Genomic DNA, 16,210 nt, shown 5'->3' with positions numbered 1-16,210 from the left:
GACTGCAATGACGGCAGCGTTCGACGGCAAGCCGGTGCTGGAGCTTCGCGGCATCCGCAAGACCTATGGCCATCACGTGGCGGTCGAGAACGTCGATCTCGCCTTGGGCCGCGAGGAGTTTGTGACCTTCCTCGGGCCATCCGGCTCCGGCAAGACGACGACACTCATGATGGTCGCAGGCCTGCAGCAGCCGGATGGCGGATCGATCCGGCTCGACGGCGCGCCGATCGAGGGCCAGCCGCCCTACCGCCGGGACATCGGCATGGTGTTCCAGCATTACGCGCTGTTCCCGCACATGAGCGTGCGCAAGAACGTGGCCTTCCCGCTCGAGATGCGCGGCCTCGGCAAGGCGGAGATCCAGCGCCAGGTGACGGACGCACTGGAACTCGTCGGCCTCGCGGAATATGGCCAGCGCCTGCCGCGCCAGCTCTCGGGCGGCCAGCAGCAGCGCGTGGCCCTCGCCCGAGCCATGGTCTATCGGCCGGCGCTCCTCTTGATGGACGAGCCGCTGGGGGCACTCGACAAGAAGCTGCGCGAGCAGATGCAGCGGGAGATCAAGCGGCTGCATCGCGAGCGCCGCATCGCCGTGCTCTATGTGACGCACGACCAGGAGGAAGCGCTCACCATGAGCGACCGGATCGCGGTGTTCAACCATGGCCGGATCGAGCAGATCGGCACGCCGAGCGAGCTCTACGAGCGGCCGGCGTCGCGCTTCGTTGCCGATTTCCTCGGCGACACGAACTTCTTCTCAGGCCGCATCGCGAATGTCGCCGGCGACCGCTGCCTGGTGTCCCTCGGCGAGCATCGGGTCGAGGCGATGCTGTCGGATGGGCTCGCAGCCGGCGCCGAGGTCGTCGTTGCCGTCCGGCCGGAACGGATGCGGTTGCTGGCGGCCGGGGCGGGCGGCATCGAAGGCCGGCTCACCGACGTGATCTACCTGGGTGCGGCACGCCGCTCGGTCGTGCGCTTGGCTGACGGCGAATATTTCGCGACACAGCCACCGAACGAGGCTGGCGCGCCTGGTCCCGCGATCGGCGAGGCCGTCGGCCTCGCCTGGGACCCGCGCCACGCGATCGTGTTCGCGCGCTGATCCAAGCTGCCATCGTTTCGGTAAAATGCCGGCAGATTGATTCTTCCCAATGTCGGGTTGCGGGGCTTGCTGGCTTGACCCGGATGCCGTTTGATGCTGGAGAGCGCAAAGCACGCTCGACCGGCTTCGTTCAAATGAGGCACTTGAGGGTTGAACCATGTCCATTTCCAGCGTTAGCTCCGCGGCGCCGACGGCGCCCCTGACCGGCAACGCCGCGCTGCAGGCCGCCCGCGCGCAATATCTCCGCACCGGCATCGACAAGGACGCGGCGATCGGCGATCCGGACCACGACGCCCCGCGCAAGCCGGTCTCGGCCGTGGCGACGCCTGCGACGCAGACCTCGTCGTCGGCTGCGACGGTCGCGAATGCGACGACGACGATTTCCACGAGCTCTGCGGCAGCCGCCGCCGCTTACGAGGCTACGGCCAAGCGCTGACGATCGGCGAGGGGCTGGCCTGCTTGCAAGAGCGGCCAGGAGCCGCCGCTCCGGCTCAGCGACGTTGACGGCGCTCGAGCGCCATAAGATCCGGGTCCTGCTGCGCCTCGATCAGCCGGCGCTGGCGCCACTGGAAGGGCGTGTCGCTGACGAAGCGACTGAAGACCCGCGTGAAATGCGCCTGGGTCTGGAAGCCCACGGAGAGGGCGATCTCGATGACCGGATCGTTGGTCTCGAGCAACAGCTGCTGAGCGCGCTGGATGCGTTTGCGCAGCACGTACTCATGTGGGCGCAGCCCGGTCGCGGCGCGGAACTGCGCGCCGAAATAGGTCGGCGACAGGCCCGCGACCGTGGCCAGCTCGCCAAGCGTGATCGGGTCCGCGAGCCGGTCCTCGATGAACTGGGAGACCCGCCTGAGCCGCCATTTCTGGAGGCCCGCGGGCGCGCGGCCCGCTTTCCTGGCTCGTTTGCTCGCTGGTGTCTGCAACAGGGTCATGGTCAGCACCGCCCGGTCGCCATGCGTCTTCACTTCGCCCACGGCGGCGAACACGACGGGCCGGCCGTCGACGAAACAGCGGAGCGTCGCCGCGGCGTCGGCGGGCCATTGATCGACGGGCCATTGATCGGCGGGCCGCAGGCTGGGATCCTCCTTCAGCCCAAGGATCCGGCCGACCGCGTGGCCCTCCGCCTGATGGAGGGTCGAGAGCGGCAGGTCGATCGCCGCCATGCCTTCGCGCAACATCTGAGCGATGGCATTCGCCACGATCGCCTGGTGCCCATGGTGCGGCTCGGGCTGTCGTCGCCCGCGGTGATCGGCGTCTATCTCCGCCGGGATTTCCAGCTCGCGCATGTCGCAAACCTCCGCGTGGGGGCGCAACACAACGGGTGCATCCCCGACATCAGGACGATCGAAGCCGTTCGCTGCAGAGTCACCCGGCAGCGTCGAAGAGAAATTGATCCGTCTTGCTGCTCGTTATTCGAGAAGTTGATTGTTCAAGATAATCAACTGCACGATCTTTTCGCCCGACGCCGAGAAATAGAAAGATAGGACCAGGGGTTCTGGCAGGCCTTTCTTGTCGTACTCGCTGTCGACGTTGGCGGTGATGATGTAGTTCTCGTAATGCTTCACCGCCTTCACGACATACATTGTGAACTTGTCACCGATGATGTCTTCACGAGCCCAGTCGCGAATGGCGGCTTTGCCCCAATGATCATGGAGCTGGTCGTTGACGACCGCATCCTCAGCGAACAGCGCCAACAGCCCCTCGAGGTCGAAGTCGTTTACCGCCCGGACAAACGCGTCGATCGGCGGCGGCAGATGAGGCCTGGGCTCGTCGACGATCTCGAGCCTGGCGATTCGCGCCCCCGCCAGCACGAAATGCCAGTCGAGCTGGCATCGGGCCGGGCCGTCGCCGACCGATCGGTCGACCATGCAGCTCAGCACAAACCGTCTCTCGCGGCGCGCGATATTGATCGGATGCAGCCGGAGATCGGCCTGCATCATGCGCACGATCCAGCCGCCGATCTCCTCCCGCCGATGGGCTTGGCCTAGATCGACCAGCCCCGCGTCGGCGGTGAAGACCGCTGTCAGGGCAGCGCCATCACGCTCCGTCACCGCCGCGAGGAAAGCAGCGATCGCCGGGGGGAGATTGTGGAACGCCATGCACCTTGTCCTGCAGCGCTGTTCGCGCCGAAGCGCGAGAGATCTCGAGGACACCATGCGCTGAGGGGCGGGAAATGGCTCGTTAGAGGTTGCAAGAAGGTGTGAGGCGCTGTGTTAGCCTGTTGGGACCGAATGAAATTCGGCGACTAACGGGCGTCTGGCTCTTCCAGCTCCTGGAGCAGCGCGCGGGCGCGTGTGAGGTCCGCGGATCTAGCCTCCGGCGCGAACTCGGCAACAATCGGGGCCAGCAGGGCCAGTGCCTCCTCCCGGCGGCCCTGTTGGCGCCGAAGCGCCGCCAATGCCGTGGCACTGCGCAAGGCCCAACCGAGTGCTGCTTGCCGGCGGGCCCGGTCGAGCGCTTGCCCCAGCGCTTCCTCGGCAGCCGCGAGGTCGGGATCCGGCGACGCGACCAGGATGCCGGCGCGCACGCGCAATATCTCCGGCAGATCGAATGTCTCGCCGTCCAGGCCGACGCAGGCGAGCGCGCCGTCGATCGTGGCGCGCGCCTCGCTCCACCGGCCGAGCTGTGCGAGGCCAGTGGCCTGGCTGGCTTCGAACACGGTAATCAGGATCTGGTGGCGACCCGCCCGCAGCGCCTCGAGGCAATTCTGTAGAAGCGCTACGCCGCGGGCTGGCTCGCCCTGCTCGATCGCAAGCTCGCCCTTGAGGCCGAGGCCGACCGCGTGATAGGGGCCGAACGACTGCTCGGTCGCATGGTGCAGCAGCCGCTCGATGATCTCTTCCGCGCTGTCCCAGTCGCCCGACCACAGGAAGACAAAGGTGGCCCATATCATCGAGATGCAGAGCGTGACCGGATGGTCGAGCGCCTCCGCCTCCTTGAGCGTATGCCGCGCGACCTGGATCGCCTGGTCCGGGCTGCCGCGGAGCCACAGCGCTCGGGCGTAGGCCACGAGGGCGATCATACGGTGGTCGTAGCCGAGATGGACGAGATTGTTCCGCCGCAAGGTGCCGGGGCGCGTCATGGCGCTTTCGCAGTAGGCGACGGCCTCCCTCTGATTGCCGATCAGGTGATGGGCGACGCCCAGCATCCATTCAGCCATCAGCGTATCGTCGGCATTGTCGAAGCCGTGCGCGACCTCGATGCTCCGCCGGCCGATCTCGAGCGAGCCACGGAAGTCACCGGCCCGCGTCAGATAGAGGTGGAAGTTGCGCAGCAGCCGGAGCTGGCAATGCCGGTCGTCGAACGTCTCCGCAAGCTCGAGCCCGCGCCGGAAGGCGGCGCCGACCTCGTCCCGGTTGCCCAAGGTGAACATCAGGGAGACGCCGAGCGACGACTGGAGCGCCATTTCGAGCCGCGTGCCGGTCGAGCGCTCGTCCAGAGCCGCGAGCGCGCGCGCGGTCCAGCGATGGCACTCGGTCAGCAGCGACAGCTCGAGGAAGAACAGGGCGGCGGTCGCGGCCAGCGGCACCGCGACTTGCGGGTCGCCTTCGTCCGAAAAGCTCCATTCGAGTGCCGCCCGGATATTGCCGAGCTGGTCGCGGTGCGGCGCGCGCCGGTCGCCCGACGCCACAGTTTCGGCATCGAGCGCCTGCAGCAGCGCCGAGAAATAGACGGCATGCCGGCGCCGGATCTCGAGGGATTCGCCGCTTTGGCTGAGCTTGCCGAAGGCATAGCCGCGCGTCGTGTCGAGCAGTCGGTATTGCATGGCGGGACCGACGCGCTCGGTCGAGACGAGCGATTTTGCGACCAGGCTCGCCAGCGCCTCGATGACCTGGAGCCATTCGATGCCGGAACCGGCCGCGACCGCTTGGGCCGCCTCGAGACTGAACGGTCCCACGAAGGCGGACAGGCGACACAGCACCAGCGCTTCCGCCGGGGTCAGCAGGTTGTAGCTCCAGTCGAGCATGGCGGCGAGGGTCTGGTGGCGCGGCCGCGCCGTGCGCCGCCCCTGCCACAGGAGGCCGAAGCGATGGTTGAGCAGTTCGGCGATGCCCTGGAGACCGTAGGCCTGGACGCCGCCCGCGGCGAGCTCGATCGCGAGCGCGATGCCGTCGAGCTTGAGGCAGATCTCGGCCACGACCGGTGCCTCGCCGTCGGCCAGTTCGTAGGGGCCGATGGTCGCGGCGATCCGCTCGACGAACAGTTGGGCGGCGGGGAAGCGCAGCGCCTCCGCGGCGGTCAGGTCCGCGGTATGGGGCGGGCAGTCGAGCGGCACCAGCCGGTAGACCTGCTCGCCCTCGACGCGGAGCGCCTCGCGGCTGGTTGCCAGGATGTGGACCTGCGGCGCCGCGGCAAAGATGGTTTCCGTCACCTGCGCCACGCTTTCGACCACGTGCTCGCAGCTGTCGAACAGCAGCAGGAGGCGCTTGTCCTTGAATGACGCGAGGATGCTCGGCACCGGGTCGGCGGTGCTGACCACGAGGCCGAGCGCCGAGGCGACGGCACTCGCGACGAGCTTCGGGTCACCGATCTGCCCCAGGTCGATGAAATGGGCCTCGCCATCGAAACCCTCGGCCAGGCGATGGGCGACGGCAACCGCGACCGTCGTCTTGCCGATGCCGCCCGGTCCGACGATCGTGACGAACCGGTGCGCCGACAGGGCGTCGGCGATCTCCCGGGTCGCCTCGTCGCGGCCGACGATCCGGCCGAGCCGCGGCGGCAGCGAGCGCGCCGGTGGAGATTGCACGGGTGGTGACTGCGGCGACGCGGGCGGCCTCTCGACCGGCCGCTCCGGTACCATGCCGCCCTCGCGCGAGACGGCTGCCACCAGGCAATAGCCGCGGCCTGGCACATTGGTGATGAAGCGGGCGCCGTCCTGTCCGTCGCCGAGCGCCTTGCGCAAGGCGCCGACATGGAAGCGCAGGCTGCCTTCGTCGACCGTAACGTCGGCCCAGACCGTTGCGACGAGATCCCGCTTGCTCACGACATCGCCGGCACGCTCGGCAAGACAGATCAGAATATCGAGGGCGCGTCCCCCGATATGAACCGGGACACCATCCTTCTCGAGCAGGCGTTCGACCGGGTAGAGCCGGAACGGACCGAAGGCGAAGCCATTCTTCCTCAGCCGTCCCGTGTCTGCAACCATCGGTAAATTCCGATCAAAAGATTCGCGTAAGGTGCTGAATCGCAGTACTTCTCGGCGAGCGGCTTTGTCGGGGCAGTTCTATATTGCCCGAACGCGTGGCGCCAAAATAATTCACCTCGGCGTTTAGCCGCGCCGGGTGCGGCGCGGGTGGAATGTCTCGCCGCGGGCGAGCTTGGCGACGAGATCGGCGATCTTTGCCGCGCGCTGCTCCGGCGTCCGCGCCTGGTGCACGCGATAGAGCACGGCGTAGCGGTTGGCCGAGTCGAGCGTGTCGAACAGCTGGCGGGCAGCCGGCGCCGCGTCGAGTGCCGCCGCCAGGTCCGCGTCGGGCGCGGCCTGTGCCGGTGGCGCGTAGGCGGCGGCCCATCGCCCGTCCGCCTTGGCCCGGTCGACCTCAGCCAAGCCGCGCGGCGTCATGCGTCCGGCCGCGATGAGACGCTCGGCGCGCTCGCGGTTCATCTGGGACCAGGCGCTCTTCGGTTTGCGGGGCGTGAAGCGCGTCTTGAAATAATGCTCGTCCACAGAGCCCAGTTGCCCGTCGATCCAGCCGTGCGCCAGCGCGCAGTCGATGGCGTCGGACTTGCTGATGGTCGCTTCGGGCGCGCCCTGCTTGGCGAATTGCAACCAGGCGCCGGACGCATCGTCCGGCTGGGCCGCAAGCCACGCCTGGAAGGCCCGGGCGTCGGGGAAGGTCAGAAGCGGAAGCGCCAGGGTCGCCATGACCGCAAGGCTAGCGCATGGGGCGAACGGCCGGAAGCTGCGACTGCGGCGCTGCCGCGCTGGAACGAAACCGGGTAGCGAGGTTAGCCTTGGGACGGCGGCCACACATCCGGCTGCCAAGGTCGGAGATGCACCGGTGCGGCTTCGGACGATCCTGGGGTTCCTGCGCTTCGGCGCGCATCTGGAGTTCCGAGCGCCGCGGCCCGCGGCACCCGGTACGATCGATCTGGCAGCACGGCTCGCCATGCTGCCGACGCGCGGGCTGCCCGTCATGAGCCCGGTCGAGATCCACTGGAACGACCGGCAGGTGCCGTTCATCGAAGCGGCGAGCGACCGGGATCTGGCGGTGGCCCTCGGGTTGGTGCACGCGCATTTGCGCCTCGGCCAGATGGAACTGATGCGGCGCATCACTTATGGCCGGATTGCCGAGATGATCGGTCCGGCCGGCATCGAGCTCGACCGGACCTTGCGGATCCTGGACCTGCCCCGCGCCGTGCCGGCGATCGAGGCGGGGCTGCCGGGTGAGACGGGCGAATGGCTCGCCGGCTTCGTCGCCGGGATCAACCACTACCTCGCCGAAGCGCCGGCGCTGCCGCACGAGTTCGCCCTGTTCGGGCTGGCGCGCGAGCCGTGGCGCGTGGCGGACGTGCTGGCCTTGGGGCGGCTCGCCGGCGCTGATTTCATGTGGCTCGTCTGGCGGCGCCTGCTGCCGGCGCTGAACGCGCCCGAGGGGGCGGACCTCTGGCGCCGGCTCGTCGCGATCGGCGCCACGCCGATCATCCCCGACGGGGCGACCGGGCCGCTCGAAGCGGCCGCGACGGAGGCGGCGCTCGGCATCAACAATCGCAGCGGCAGCAATTCCTTCGCGATCGCCGGGCAACGGACCGGACGCGAGGCCGCCTGGATCGCGAGCGATCCGCACCTGGGCCTGTCGCTGCCGAACACTTGGCTCATGGCCGGCTATCGCTCGCCCGGCCATCAGGCCGTCGGCCTGATGATCCCCGGCGTGCCGTTCATCGCCCTCGGCCGCAATCCCAGGGTCGCCTGGGGCGGCACCAATCTCCATGCCTTCGCGAGCGAACTCGTCGATGTGACCGACATAGACCCCGGCCAGATCGCGGAGCGCACGAGCGAGATCGCCGTCCGTTGGGGCCGGCAGCACCGGCTCGCCCTGCGTGAAAGCCCGGCCGGACCTGTCCTGTCCGACTCGCCGTTCTTCGACTTCGGCGGTCGCCGGGTGGCGTTGCGCTGGGTTGGTCACGGCGTCAGCGACGAATTCACCGCGATGCTCAGGGTGAACCGGGCCCGGTCCTGGACGGAGTTCAAGGACGGCCTGGCAAGCTTCGCCATTCCCGGCCAGAACATGATCTACGCCGGCTCGGAGGGCGACATCGGCCATGTGCTGGCGGCGCACGTGCCGGCGGATGCCGAGCCCATGTCCGCCCATCCGATCCGGCGTGACGGAAACGGGTGGGACCATCTGCTGACGAGCGCCGAGCTGCCCGCCTGGCATGACCCGCCGACAGGCTATGTCGTGTCGGCCAACGACCGGCCGGCAGCGCCGGCGCCGGTCGTGGGCCATCTTTTCTCGTCCGACGATCGGCGGGACCGGATCCGCGCGCTTATCGAGGCTGTGCCGCAGCTCACGTTCGAGACCTTGGCCGCGTTCCAGCAGGACGTGACGGTGCCGAGTGCGGGGCGGCTCGCGCACAAGCTCGCGGCGGCTGCACGGAGCGGCGGCCGCCAGCCGACACCGCGCCAGCAAAGCCTCCTGGCGGCGCTCGAAGGCTGGGACGGGCGCTACGAGGCCGGCTCGGCGGGGGCGGCGGCGTTCGAGCAGATGCTGTTTCATTTCGCCCGCGCGTTCTATGCGCCGCGCGTGCTTGCGGCCTACAGCGCCGCCTGGACGCTGCGCGACCTCATCCTGCTCGACCTGGAGACGGTGCCGCGGCCGCAGCTCGAGCGTGCAGCGTGGGTGGCACTCGTCCGGGTCGCGCGATCGCGTCTACGCGGATGGGGCGACGTGCATCGCCTACGCTTGCGGCATCCGCTCGGCGCGTTGCCGGTCTTGCTGGGCCGCCGCTACCGCTATTTCGACTTGCCGGCCGGCGGCAGCAGCGAAACGGTGATGAAGACAGCCCACGGCCTGGCCTCGGGCCGCCACGCCGTGCGCTACGGCTCGAATGCGCGCCATATCTCGGATCTTGCCGACCTCGATCAGAATCATTTCGTCCTGCTCGGCGGCCAGGACGGCTGGTTCGGCAGCACGACCTTCACGGACCAGGTGACGCTCTGGCGCGCCGGTGCCTATGTGCAGATCCCGCTGCGGCCGGAGACGGTCAAGCGGCTCTATCCGCATTCGACGCGCGTCGAGCCGCACCCGGCGGCCGGCGGCGGCTAGCCCCATGTGGGACGCGACGCCGCTGCTTCGGCTCTATGCCCGCCGCCGGCTGGCGCAACTCGCCCACTCCGACCCCACGGAAGCGCAGCACCGCACGCTGACGGCGCTCGTCCGACACGCGGCAGGGACGCGGTTCGGCCGCGAGCATGGCTTTGCCGCGCTCCGCACCGTCGCCGATTATCAGCGGGCGGTGCCCTTGCGCCGTTACGAGGATTTCTGGACGGAATACTGGCAGGCGCCGTTTCCGCGGCTGGTCGACGTCACCTGGCCCGGCCTCATCCCCCGCTTCGCGGCGAGCTCGGGGACCACGACCGGTGTCACGAAGCAGATCCCGGTCTCTCTGGCCATGTCGCGCGCGAACCGGCACGCGGTGTTCGATCTCTTGAGCCACCACGTGGCGCATCGTCCGGAAAGCCGCGTGCTCGGCGGCAAGAGCTTCATGCTGGGCGGCAGCAGCAAGCTCAAGCCCTTGGCGCCGGGCGTCGCCGCAGGCGACCTGAGCGGCATCGCGGCGAGCGAAGTGCCCTGGTGGGCACGCGGACGTTATTTCCCGCCGCCGGATCTGGCACGGATCGAGGATTGGGAGGAAAAGGTGGCGCGCGTCGCCGCGCGCTCGCTGCAAGAGGACATCCGCACCTTTGGCGGCACGCCCAGCTGGCTGCTGCTGTTCGTCGAGCAATTGGCGGCGCTGCGCCCGGGTGCGGGGGGACGGCTCGCCGGCCATTATCCGAACCTCGAGCTTCTGGTGCACGGCGGCGTGAATTTCGCGCCCTATCGCGCGCGCTTCGAGGCCCTGGTCCAAGGCGGCTCCGCCGAGCTGCGCGAGGTCTATCCGGCGAGCGAGGGCTTCGTCGCCGTTGCCGACCGGGCGCCGGGGCAGGGGCTGCGCCTGCTGCTCGACAACGGGCTGTTCTTTGAGTTCGTTCCGGTCGGGGAACTGGACCGGCCGGCGCCGACCCGTCATTGGGTCGGGAATGCCGAGCCGGGCGTCGACTATGCCCTGGTCGTGACGAGCTGCGCCGGGCTCTGGGCCTATATCCTCGGCGACACGGTGCGCCTCGTCGACCGCCGTCCGCCGCGCGTGTTCGTCACCGGCCGCACCAGCTATGGGCTGTCTGCCTTCGGCGAGCATCTGATCGGCGAGGAAATCGAAGAAGCGGTCGCTGCCGCGGCCGCCGACGTCGGCCGATTGGTTGTGGACTTCACGGTGACGCCGATCTATCCCGCGGCCGAGGGCGGGCCGGGGCGGCACTTGTTTCTCGTCGAGTTCACGCCGCCGGCCGATGCCGAGGCGCTTCGCCGCTTCTCGATCACACTCGATATGGCGCTCCTCGCCCGCAACGCGGACTATGCCGCGCATCGGTCGGGCGATTTCGGGCTGCTGGCGCCGCTGGTCGAGCCAATTCCCGCCGGCGGTTTCGCCCGCTGGATGAAGGCCCGCGGCAAGCTCGGCGGCCAGAACAAGGTCCCGCGGGTGATCGCCGAAGCCGAGCTTCTCGCGAGCTTGCGCGAGCAAGGCTGAGGCCGGCGTTTCATCGCCGGGCGACCTGATCTTGTGGACAAAGTCTAACGCTTAGTGCCCGTGCTCGAGGTCGGCTTTGGGTTTGAGATGGTCCGCTTCTAAGTGGCCAGTCTATAGTTCAGTACATTTGTCACTGCGCTCAAGGGGTCGCTCGGAGCGTCTGATCATCTCAGTAGGTTGGGGCGCTCATCAGTTGTCCGGAAGCGTGATCGAGGCTGCCAAGGCTGCGCCAATTGGACCGGATCGCCGTTCAAGAAAATAGCGGACTTCGGTGTCGCGGGAGTCCTCGAATGCCTGCCCGACTTGGCACGTCAGCAAGAGATCAGCCGCCCAGGTCTCCAGTGGCCAGGCGCTTGTCAACCCGGCGCTCTCAATCATGCTGAACGTGGGCGACTCTCCCTCGTTTAAGCCAGAGAGGACTTGGTGGACATAGTCGGCATCGAACACCCGACACCCCACGGCCGGACGATCGATCCGAATGCGTTGCTGAAGCGGATATCTTACCGAGAGCGGTATAATGTGCGGATTATAAAGCAGGTAGTAGACTGTCTTCCCAAAGTTTCTATTGAGGCTCTCTATCGACTGTATCTGGTGGCTACCTGCTTGCATGGCTCCGTAGATGCAACTTTGGTTGAATGCAAAGTTCCGATGAAGCGCGGCGATGGCTTGAGACGCTTCTCGCCGAATGAACGCGTTCATTCCGTGGAGAAAGCCAATCTCGTCATCGTCATCGACATCGTTATTGTCAGGGTAAAGACGCTTCGATTGGAGCAGACCGATCTTCTTTGCGACGAGTTTTTCACCCCGATAGACAAACACGAGAATTGCGATGTCCGCCGTTTCCCAACGCCGCTGGTAAGGAAAATCCCAGTCGGGTCGGCCAATCCTCCGTAGCCCACCAATATTGTGCGTATCCATACGGACAATTGCCCCTGAAGGAAGCAATGTTGGAGCCGTATCAGGAATTAGCGCCTCGATAAGACCATCATCGAGCGAGGTCTCCCGAATATTGGGAAGATTGACAAGTCGCTCGCAGACATGCCGATTTGCTTCGGCAAAGACTCCGCGAAACCAGACCACGACATCGTCAGGAATTTGAGGCCAAGCGTGCATGCCATGAGTTTGAGCGCTCCCCGTCTCGGCGGCAACGTTTAATTGAGTACGCCACCCCACACTAGACGTCTGGTTTTGGCGGACCGGGTGGGGCAGCTCGAATGGTCGGACCAGCGCCAAGGAGCAACCGGCATGACTGCGAACCGTCCGCTTCCAGGACCGTCTTGGCCGACTGGTCTACGACCTGCTCGGGTCGAAAGCGGAGCGGCGGTGTTCCGGGCCGGAACAGAGGAAAACAGAGGTTCGTCTGTGATCATCGCAAAATTCGCGTCCTCGTTGACAATCTCAAATTATCAGCTCTCTCGCCACGGGCTTTTCCGGTGGAAAATTACACTCAAACCCGAATTTATCCGCATAGAACTCAATAATTTTCTTTAATTCTGCGAAATCTTCGATTTTTTCGTCAAAAACAATCGGGTAAATTGCCACGCCGACATTCAGCTCTACGCTATATTTATTTGATAATGTCTTTCTATCAAAATCATAAAATGAGCCCATCCGGATAGCTCTTATATTGCCCCACCTAATTGTTCGCCATTGCCATCGCCAAATAGACCAACCCAACCCCAATTCGGAAACGATGATATCCGAGCCACCAAAGGCGGCATTTGCGAGTAGAATTCCAAGAAATATTCCCGCGCCGATCAGAAAAATCCCAGCAAAATGTTCGGCATCCGGCCTAAAAAGAACGATCCAAGCGCCAGCACAGAAGAGAGCTATTTCGATCAATGTGCCGGAAGTCATAAAGAAGCCCTGGCTATAGCTGAAGCGAGCAGGAAGTGCCGGCTCAGCAAGCAGCACTGTTTCCTTCATCGCGTTTCCTTCGCCGATAGAGCTAGCAGATAATGGCGTCAACCTTAGCGACGACTCCAAATGCCTACCTCATATATGGCAGGGCGAAAACCCTTGAAGCCCGCTTCCAGGATCGCGGTTCCGAGCACGGTACGACCTACTTGGCTCGGAACCGGGCTTGTGACACCGGGTACCAAGCGTCAGATTTGATCCACTAGCGATCGTCGAAGAGGTCCGGCTGCGCGGGCGCTCGCGCTGTCGCACGCGCGGCCGTCGCCGTTGCCGCCGTGCTGAGCCAATGCTCGATGACGGCGACGATGTGGCGGCGCTCCGGCTCCTCGAGCACGCGGCCGTCCGCGATGCCGTGCCATTTCGCCAGGCACGACCGGCAGCAGGTCGCTGTCGCGTGCTGGGCGACAAACACGGGATGGCCGCGCATCGGCGTCTGCCGTCCGTCGTTTGGCGGGGCTGCCGGGGCGAGCCGTTTATCGACGAACGCGCGCGCGTGCCGGACGACCGCCTCGATCCCGTGGCGGGCGAGATACTCCCGGTCCTGCCGGTCGAGGGCGAAGCGGGCGCGGAATTTCGAGCGGGCGAGGCGCTCGAACAGATCGCCGAAATCCGGGGGTGCGGCTTCCGTCACCCCGGGGTTGCCTGCTGCTTCGGCCGGCCGTTCGGAAATTCCCATCGGTCGCAGACTGGATCGTCGCTCGGGAAAGTTTCGTGGGTGTAGCCGGCAAAATCGCCGATGTAGACGTCCGTCGGATGGTAGTGCCGTTCGAGATGGCTCTCCAGGCACTGGCCACGGTCGGGGTGGGCGCAGGCTGCCAGGCTCGCGAGCGCGATGAAGCCCGTGATCGACCGGGCGACCGTACGATTTCGCCGACTTGTCGCCTGGAGCGCGATCATCGGCCACCATCTCTCTGCGACTGGCTCACTGCAGCTGCGGCCTTTTGAGGAAGCTCCGGCGGTCGGCCGACTTGATGCGCAGCCAGGTTTCGCGGCCGGCGCGCACGACCCGCATGGGGACCTCCGTGCCCGCGGGGCCGCTCTGCCAGAGCTTGCGGTAGAAATCCGCGAGGCCGTCGACATGGCCGTCCCGCACGTCCGAGATGATGTCTCCTTGGCGCAAGCCGGCGCGCGCGGCCGGTCCGCCGTCGGTGACGCTCATGACCACGACCTTGCCGCTGCTCTCGGCGGAAAAGATGCCGAGCCAGGGGCGCGGCGTCCGGTCCGCCTGACCCCGCGTGACCATGTCGTCGAGAATGGGCGGCAGCAGGTTGATGGGCACGATCATATTGATATCCGCGCTCTCGCCGTCCCCGCTCATTTCCAGGCGAAGCGAGCCGATGCCCAAGAGCCTGCCGCCCGCATCGATGAGCGCGGCGCCGCCCCACCAGGGATGGGCCGGCGCGGTGAAGATCGCCTCGTCCAGCAGATATTCCCAATAGCCGGCGAATTCCTGCTTGGCGAGGATGCTCGCCTGGACGAACCGGCCGCTGCCGTCGGCCAGCAGGACCGGGTCGCCGACCTTGGCAGCGGTCGCGTCGCCAAGCGGCAACGCGGGCAGGCCGAGGTCACCCAGCGGCTGCACCAGGCCGAAGCCGGTCTCCTGGTCATAGGCCAGAGCGTAGGCCGGGACGACGTGGCCATCGTGACGCGTCAGCCAGACCTCGTCGGCCTCGGCGATCAGATAGCCGATCGTCAGCACCAGGCCGTCTTCCCGGATGACCACACCGCTGCCCTCGCGCCGGGTGCCGAGCGTCGTCGCCGTGAAGGCGTCGTCCGGGACTGAGGATCGGACGGCCACGATCGACCGGAAAATGGGGCCTATATCCATGTTCTCATCCTGGCAGGGCGAAACTTGAGGCCGCGGCGGCGGAACCCATACTCCTTTCAAATAGCTATGAAGACGGGCCGCCGGGCGCAAGATCCGGGCGCGTCGGGCGAGCCGGGCACAGCCCCCTCGACATAGCTACTCGTTCGATAGGCGCTTGCAGTCCCTTATGGTGCGATGCACAATAAGGACATGGATCTCGGCAGAGGATCCATTGTGGGGGAGGCAATCGCCGGAAGCGCATTCGGCCCTACTTCCGCTTGGATTGCCTGATGCATTTTGTCCTGATGATTCTCGTCTGCGCCGCCAGCGTCGATCATGACGCCTGCAATGCCGACACCGCGATCGATCTGGTCCAGCGCCCCGCCACCTCGGAGCTCGACTGCAACGGCATCGGGGGTCAGGCGCAATTCGCCACCTCCGCCTTCGCCGGCCGCGACGACACCTATGTGAAGACGGTGTGCAAGCGCGTGAAGGACGGCACCCAGGCTTCGGCTGGATAGGGCGCCCTCGCTGCTCGGCACGAGATTGGTCGGCCTGATGCGATCCGATCGCTCGCGGATATCGAGCCGGCGGACTAGCTGGTGAGGACGGCGGGACTCGAACCCGCATGCCCGAAGGCGTCAGATTTTAAGTCTGAGGTGTCTACCGGTTCCACCACGTCCTCGCTCGGGCGAGAGCAGTAGCATCAGCCCGCACGCCGGGCAACCGGCGCTATTCCTTGATCTCGGGCTCGCGTTCGACGGGTTCGCCGCCGAAGCCGCGGATCATGGCGATGACCGCCTCGCCGGCGTGTGCCAGCGCCACCGGGTCGGTGCTGCGCAGCACGAGCGAGACGCCGAAGCCGCCGCCGCCGGTCCAGAACGGGTAGGAGCCGATCTCGACCGCCGGATAGTCCGCCTGGATCAGCCCCAGGTCATGGGCGACCGTGCCCTCGGCCAGGCCGCAGGTGATCGTGCGCGACAGCATCTTGGGCCCGCCCTTGAGGCCGTGGCGGATGCCGTCGAACATCGCCTGCATGATCTTGGGCACGCCGGCCATGACATGGACGTTGCCGATGCGGAAGCCCGGCGCCGTCGAGACCGGATTGTCGATGAGGGAGGCCCCGTCCGGCACATGGGCCATGCGCCGGCGCGCCTCGTTGAACTCGATGCCGCGCGCGGAATAGTGCGCCTCGAGCCGGCGCTTCGCCTCCGGATGCAGGATCAGGTCGACGCCGAACGCGGCGGCGACGCACTCGGCCGTGATGTCGTCATGGGTCGGGCCGATGCCGCCGGTGGTGAAGACGTAGTCGTATTTCGCCCGCACCTCGTTGATGGTCGCGATGATGGTCTCGCGCACGTCCGGGATGACGCGCGCCTCGGTGAGCTGAACGCCGACCTCGGTCAAGCCGCGGGCGATGTAGTTGAGATTGATGTCCTGGGTCCGGCCCGACAGGATCTCGTTGCCGATGATCACGAGACAGGCGGTGACGGCGGCGGGGGCGGGTTCGGTCATGGTTGCTAGAAGCTAGGCCAGGTCCAGCGGTGCTGCAAGGGACGAGCTGTGTCCCGCGCTTGCGGCATGAGGACGAAATCATTACACGGGGG

At 66.5% G+C, this 16,210-nt stretch carries 15 protein-coding genes and 1 tRNA gene; 5 read left to right on the top strand and 11 right to left on the bottom strand.

The window, feature by feature from the left end; all coding sequences use genetic code 11:
- Nucleotides 1-7 precede the first annotated feature (7 nt).
- Nucleotides 8-1,090 (top strand): ABC transporter ATP-binding protein, encoded by a 1,083-nt coding sequence (locus tag IEY58_RS26280; RefSeq protein WP_189051133.1) that lies wholly within the window; start codon nt 8-10, stop codon nt 1,088-1,090.
- A gap of 157 nt (nt 1,091-1,247) precedes the next feature.
- Entirely contained in the window at nt 1,248-1,526 is a 279-nt protein-coding gene (locus IEY58_RS26275; protein ID WP_189051132.1) for a hypothetical protein, read from the top strand.
- A gap of 55 nt (nt 1,527-1,581) precedes the next feature.
- Here the strand turns inward: IEY58_RS26275 and IEY58_RS26270 are convergent, their stop codons facing one another.
- From IEY58_RS26270 to IEY58_RS26255, 4 genes are all read right to left on the bottom strand, one after another.
- Nucleotides 1,582-2,376 (bottom strand): AraC family transcriptional regulator, encoded by a 795-nt coding sequence (locus IEY58_RS26270; RefSeq protein WP_189051131.1) that lies wholly within the window; start codon nt 2,374-2,376, stop codon nt 1,582-1,584.
- A 123-nt stretch (nt 2,377-2,499) separates the two neighbouring features.
- A complete protein-coding gene (locus tag IEY58_RS26265; protein WP_189051130.1) occupies nt 2,500-3,189 on the bottom strand; it encodes a nuclear transport factor 2 family protein in 690 nt (229 codons plus the stop codon).
- A 146-nt stretch (nt 3,190-3,335) separates the two neighbouring features.
- Entirely contained in the window at nt 3,336-6,236 is a 2,901-nt protein-coding gene (locus IEY58_RS26260; protein ID WP_189051129.1) for an ATP-binding protein, read from the bottom strand.
- 123 nt (nt 6,237-6,359) lie between these two features.
- Complete coding sequence (locus tag IEY58_RS26255) at nt 6,360-6,956, bottom strand: YdeI/OmpD-associated family protein (protein ID WP_189051128.1); 597 nt, start codon at nt 6,954-6,956, stop codon at nt 6,360-6,362.
- A 136-nt stretch (nt 6,957-7,092) separates the two neighbouring features.
- On the opposite strand from IEY58_RS26255, the gene IEY58_RS26250 reads away from it, so the two are divergent.
- Together IEY58_RS26250 and IEY58_RS26245 are read left to right on the top strand one after the other, a co-directional pair.
- Nucleotides 7,093-9,357 (top strand): penicillin acylase family protein, encoded by a 2,265-nt coding sequence (locus IEY58_RS26250; RefSeq protein WP_189051127.1) that lies wholly within the window; start codon nt 7,093-7,095, stop codon nt 9,355-9,357.
- Nucleotides 9,358-9,361: 4 nt separating this feature from the next.
- A complete protein-coding gene (locus IEY58_RS26245; RefSeq protein WP_189051126.1) occupies nt 9,362-10,879 on the top strand; it encodes a GH3 family domain-containing protein in 1,518 nt (505 codons plus the stop codon).
- Between the two features lie 189 nt (nt 10,880-11,068).
- Here IEY58_RS26245 and IEY58_RS26240 read toward each other — a convergent pair whose 3' ends face one another.
- The 5 genes from IEY58_RS26240 to IEY58_RS26220 form a co-directional block, all read right to left on the bottom strand.
- Entirely contained in the window at nt 11,069-11,992 is a 924-nt protein-coding gene (locus tag IEY58_RS26240; RefSeq protein WP_189051125.1) for a hypothetical protein, read from the bottom strand.
- Nucleotides 11,993-12,277: 285 nt separating this feature from the next.
- The gene (locus IEY58_RS26235; RefSeq protein WP_189051124.1) at nt 12,278-12,805 is read right to left on the bottom strand and encodes a hypothetical protein; all 528 of its coding nucleotides are present in this window, start codon (nt 12,803-12,805) and stop codon (nt 12,278-12,280) included.
- 193 nt (nt 12,806-12,998) lie between these two features.
- Nucleotides 12,999-13,427, bottom strand: a complete 429-nt coding sequence (locus tag IEY58_RS26230) for a DUF4186 domain-containing protein (protein WP_229743964.1) — start codon at nt 13,425-13,427, stop codon at nt 12,999-13,001.
- Complete coding sequence (locus tag IEY58_RS26225; protein WP_189051122.1) at nt 13,424-13,693, bottom strand: hypothetical protein; 270 nt, start codon at nt 13,691-13,693, stop codon at nt 13,424-13,426. Before IEY58_RS26225 ends, IEY58_RS26230 begins: the two co-directional genes overlap by 4 nt.
- A gap of 25 nt (nt 13,694-13,718) precedes the next feature.
- On the bottom strand, nt 13,719-14,624 hold the full coding sequence (locus IEY58_RS26220; protein ID WP_189051121.1) for a S1C family serine protease: 906 nt from the start codon (nt 14,622-14,624) through the stop codon (nt 13,719-13,721).
- Nucleotides 14,625-14,893: 269 nt separating this feature from the next.
- Between IEY58_RS26220 and IEY58_RS26215 the strand changes: the two genes are divergently transcribed.
- Nucleotides 14,894-15,124, top strand: a complete 231-nt coding sequence (locus IEY58_RS26215) for a hypothetical protein (RefSeq protein ID WP_189051120.1) — start codon at nt 14,894-14,896, stop codon at nt 15,122-15,124.
- A 79-nt stretch (nt 15,125-15,203) separates the two neighbouring features.
- On the opposite strand, the gene IEY58_RS26210 is transcribed toward IEY58_RS26215, so the two are convergent.
- A tRNA-Leu gene (locus IEY58_RS26210) sits at nt 15,204-15,288 on the bottom strand.
- A 47-nt stretch (nt 15,289-15,335) separates the two neighbouring features.
- The gene (locus tag IEY58_RS26205) at nt 15,336-16,118 is read right to left on the bottom strand and encodes a competence/damage-inducible protein A (protein WP_189051119.1); all 783 of its coding nucleotides are present in this window, start codon (nt 16,116-16,118) and stop codon (nt 15,336-15,338) included.
- Between the last annotated feature and the right edge of the window lie 92 nt (nt 16,119-16,210).

Source organism: Aliidongia dinghuensis (genome assembly GCF_014643535.1).
Lineage (GTDB): Bacteria > Pseudomonadota > Alphaproteobacteria > ATCC43930 > CGMCC-115725 > Aliidongia > Aliidongia dinghuensis.
This window is presented reverse-complemented; position numbering and strand designations above follow the sequence as displayed.

Bases quoted from the DNA above. Each gene is read 5' to 3' on its own strand.
- IEY58_RS26280 (WP_189051133.1), top strand. From the start codon at position 8: ATGACGGCAGCGTTCGACGGCAAGCCGGTGCTGGAGCTTCGCGGCATC.
- IEY58_RS26275 (WP_189051132.1), top strand. From the start codon at position 1,248: ATGTCCATTTCCAGCGTTAGCTCCGCGGCGCCGACGGCGCCCCTGACC.
- IEY58_RS26270 (WP_189051131.1), bottom strand. From the start codon at position 2,376: ATGCGCGAGCTGGAAATCCCGGCGGAGATAGACGCCGATCACCGCGGG.
- IEY58_RS26265 (WP_189051130.1), bottom strand. From the start codon at position 3,189: ATGGCGTTCCACAATCTCCCCCCGGCGATCGCTGCTTTCCTCGCGGCG.
- IEY58_RS26260 (WP_189051129.1), bottom strand. From the start codon at position 6,236: ATGGTTGCAGACACGGGACGGCTGAGGAAGAATGGCTTCGCCTTCGGT.
- IEY58_RS26255 (WP_189051128.1), bottom strand. From the start codon at position 6,956: ATGGCGACCCTGGCGCTTCCGCTTCTGACCTTCCCCGACGCCCGGGCC.
- IEY58_RS26245 (WP_189051126.1), top strand. From the start codon at position 9,362: ATGTGGGACGCGACGCCGCTGCTTCGGCTCTATGCCCGCCGCCGGCTG.
- IEY58_RS26240 (WP_189051125.1), bottom strand. From the start codon at position 11,992: ATGCACGCTTGGCCTCAAATTCCTGACGATGTCGTGGTCTGGTTTCGC.
- IEY58_RS26235 (WP_189051124.1), bottom strand. From the start codon at position 12,805: ATGAAGGAAACAGTGCTGCTTGCTGAGCCGGCACTTCCTGCTCGCTTC.
- IEY58_RS26225 (WP_189051122.1), bottom strand. From the start codon at position 13,693: ATGATCGCGCTCCAGGCGACAAGTCGGCGAAATCGTACGGTCGCCCGG.
- IEY58_RS26220 (WP_189051121.1), bottom strand. From the start codon at position 14,624: ATGGATATAGGCCCCATTTTCCGGTCGATCGTGGCCGTCCGATCCTCA.
- IEY58_RS26215 (WP_189051120.1), top strand. From the start codon at position 14,894: ATGCATTTTGTCCTGATGATTCTCGTCTGCGCCGCCAGCGTCGATCAT.
- IEY58_RS26205 (WP_189051119.1), bottom strand. From the start codon at position 16,118: ATGACCGAACCCGCCCCCGCCGCCGTCACCGCCTGTCTCGTGATCATC.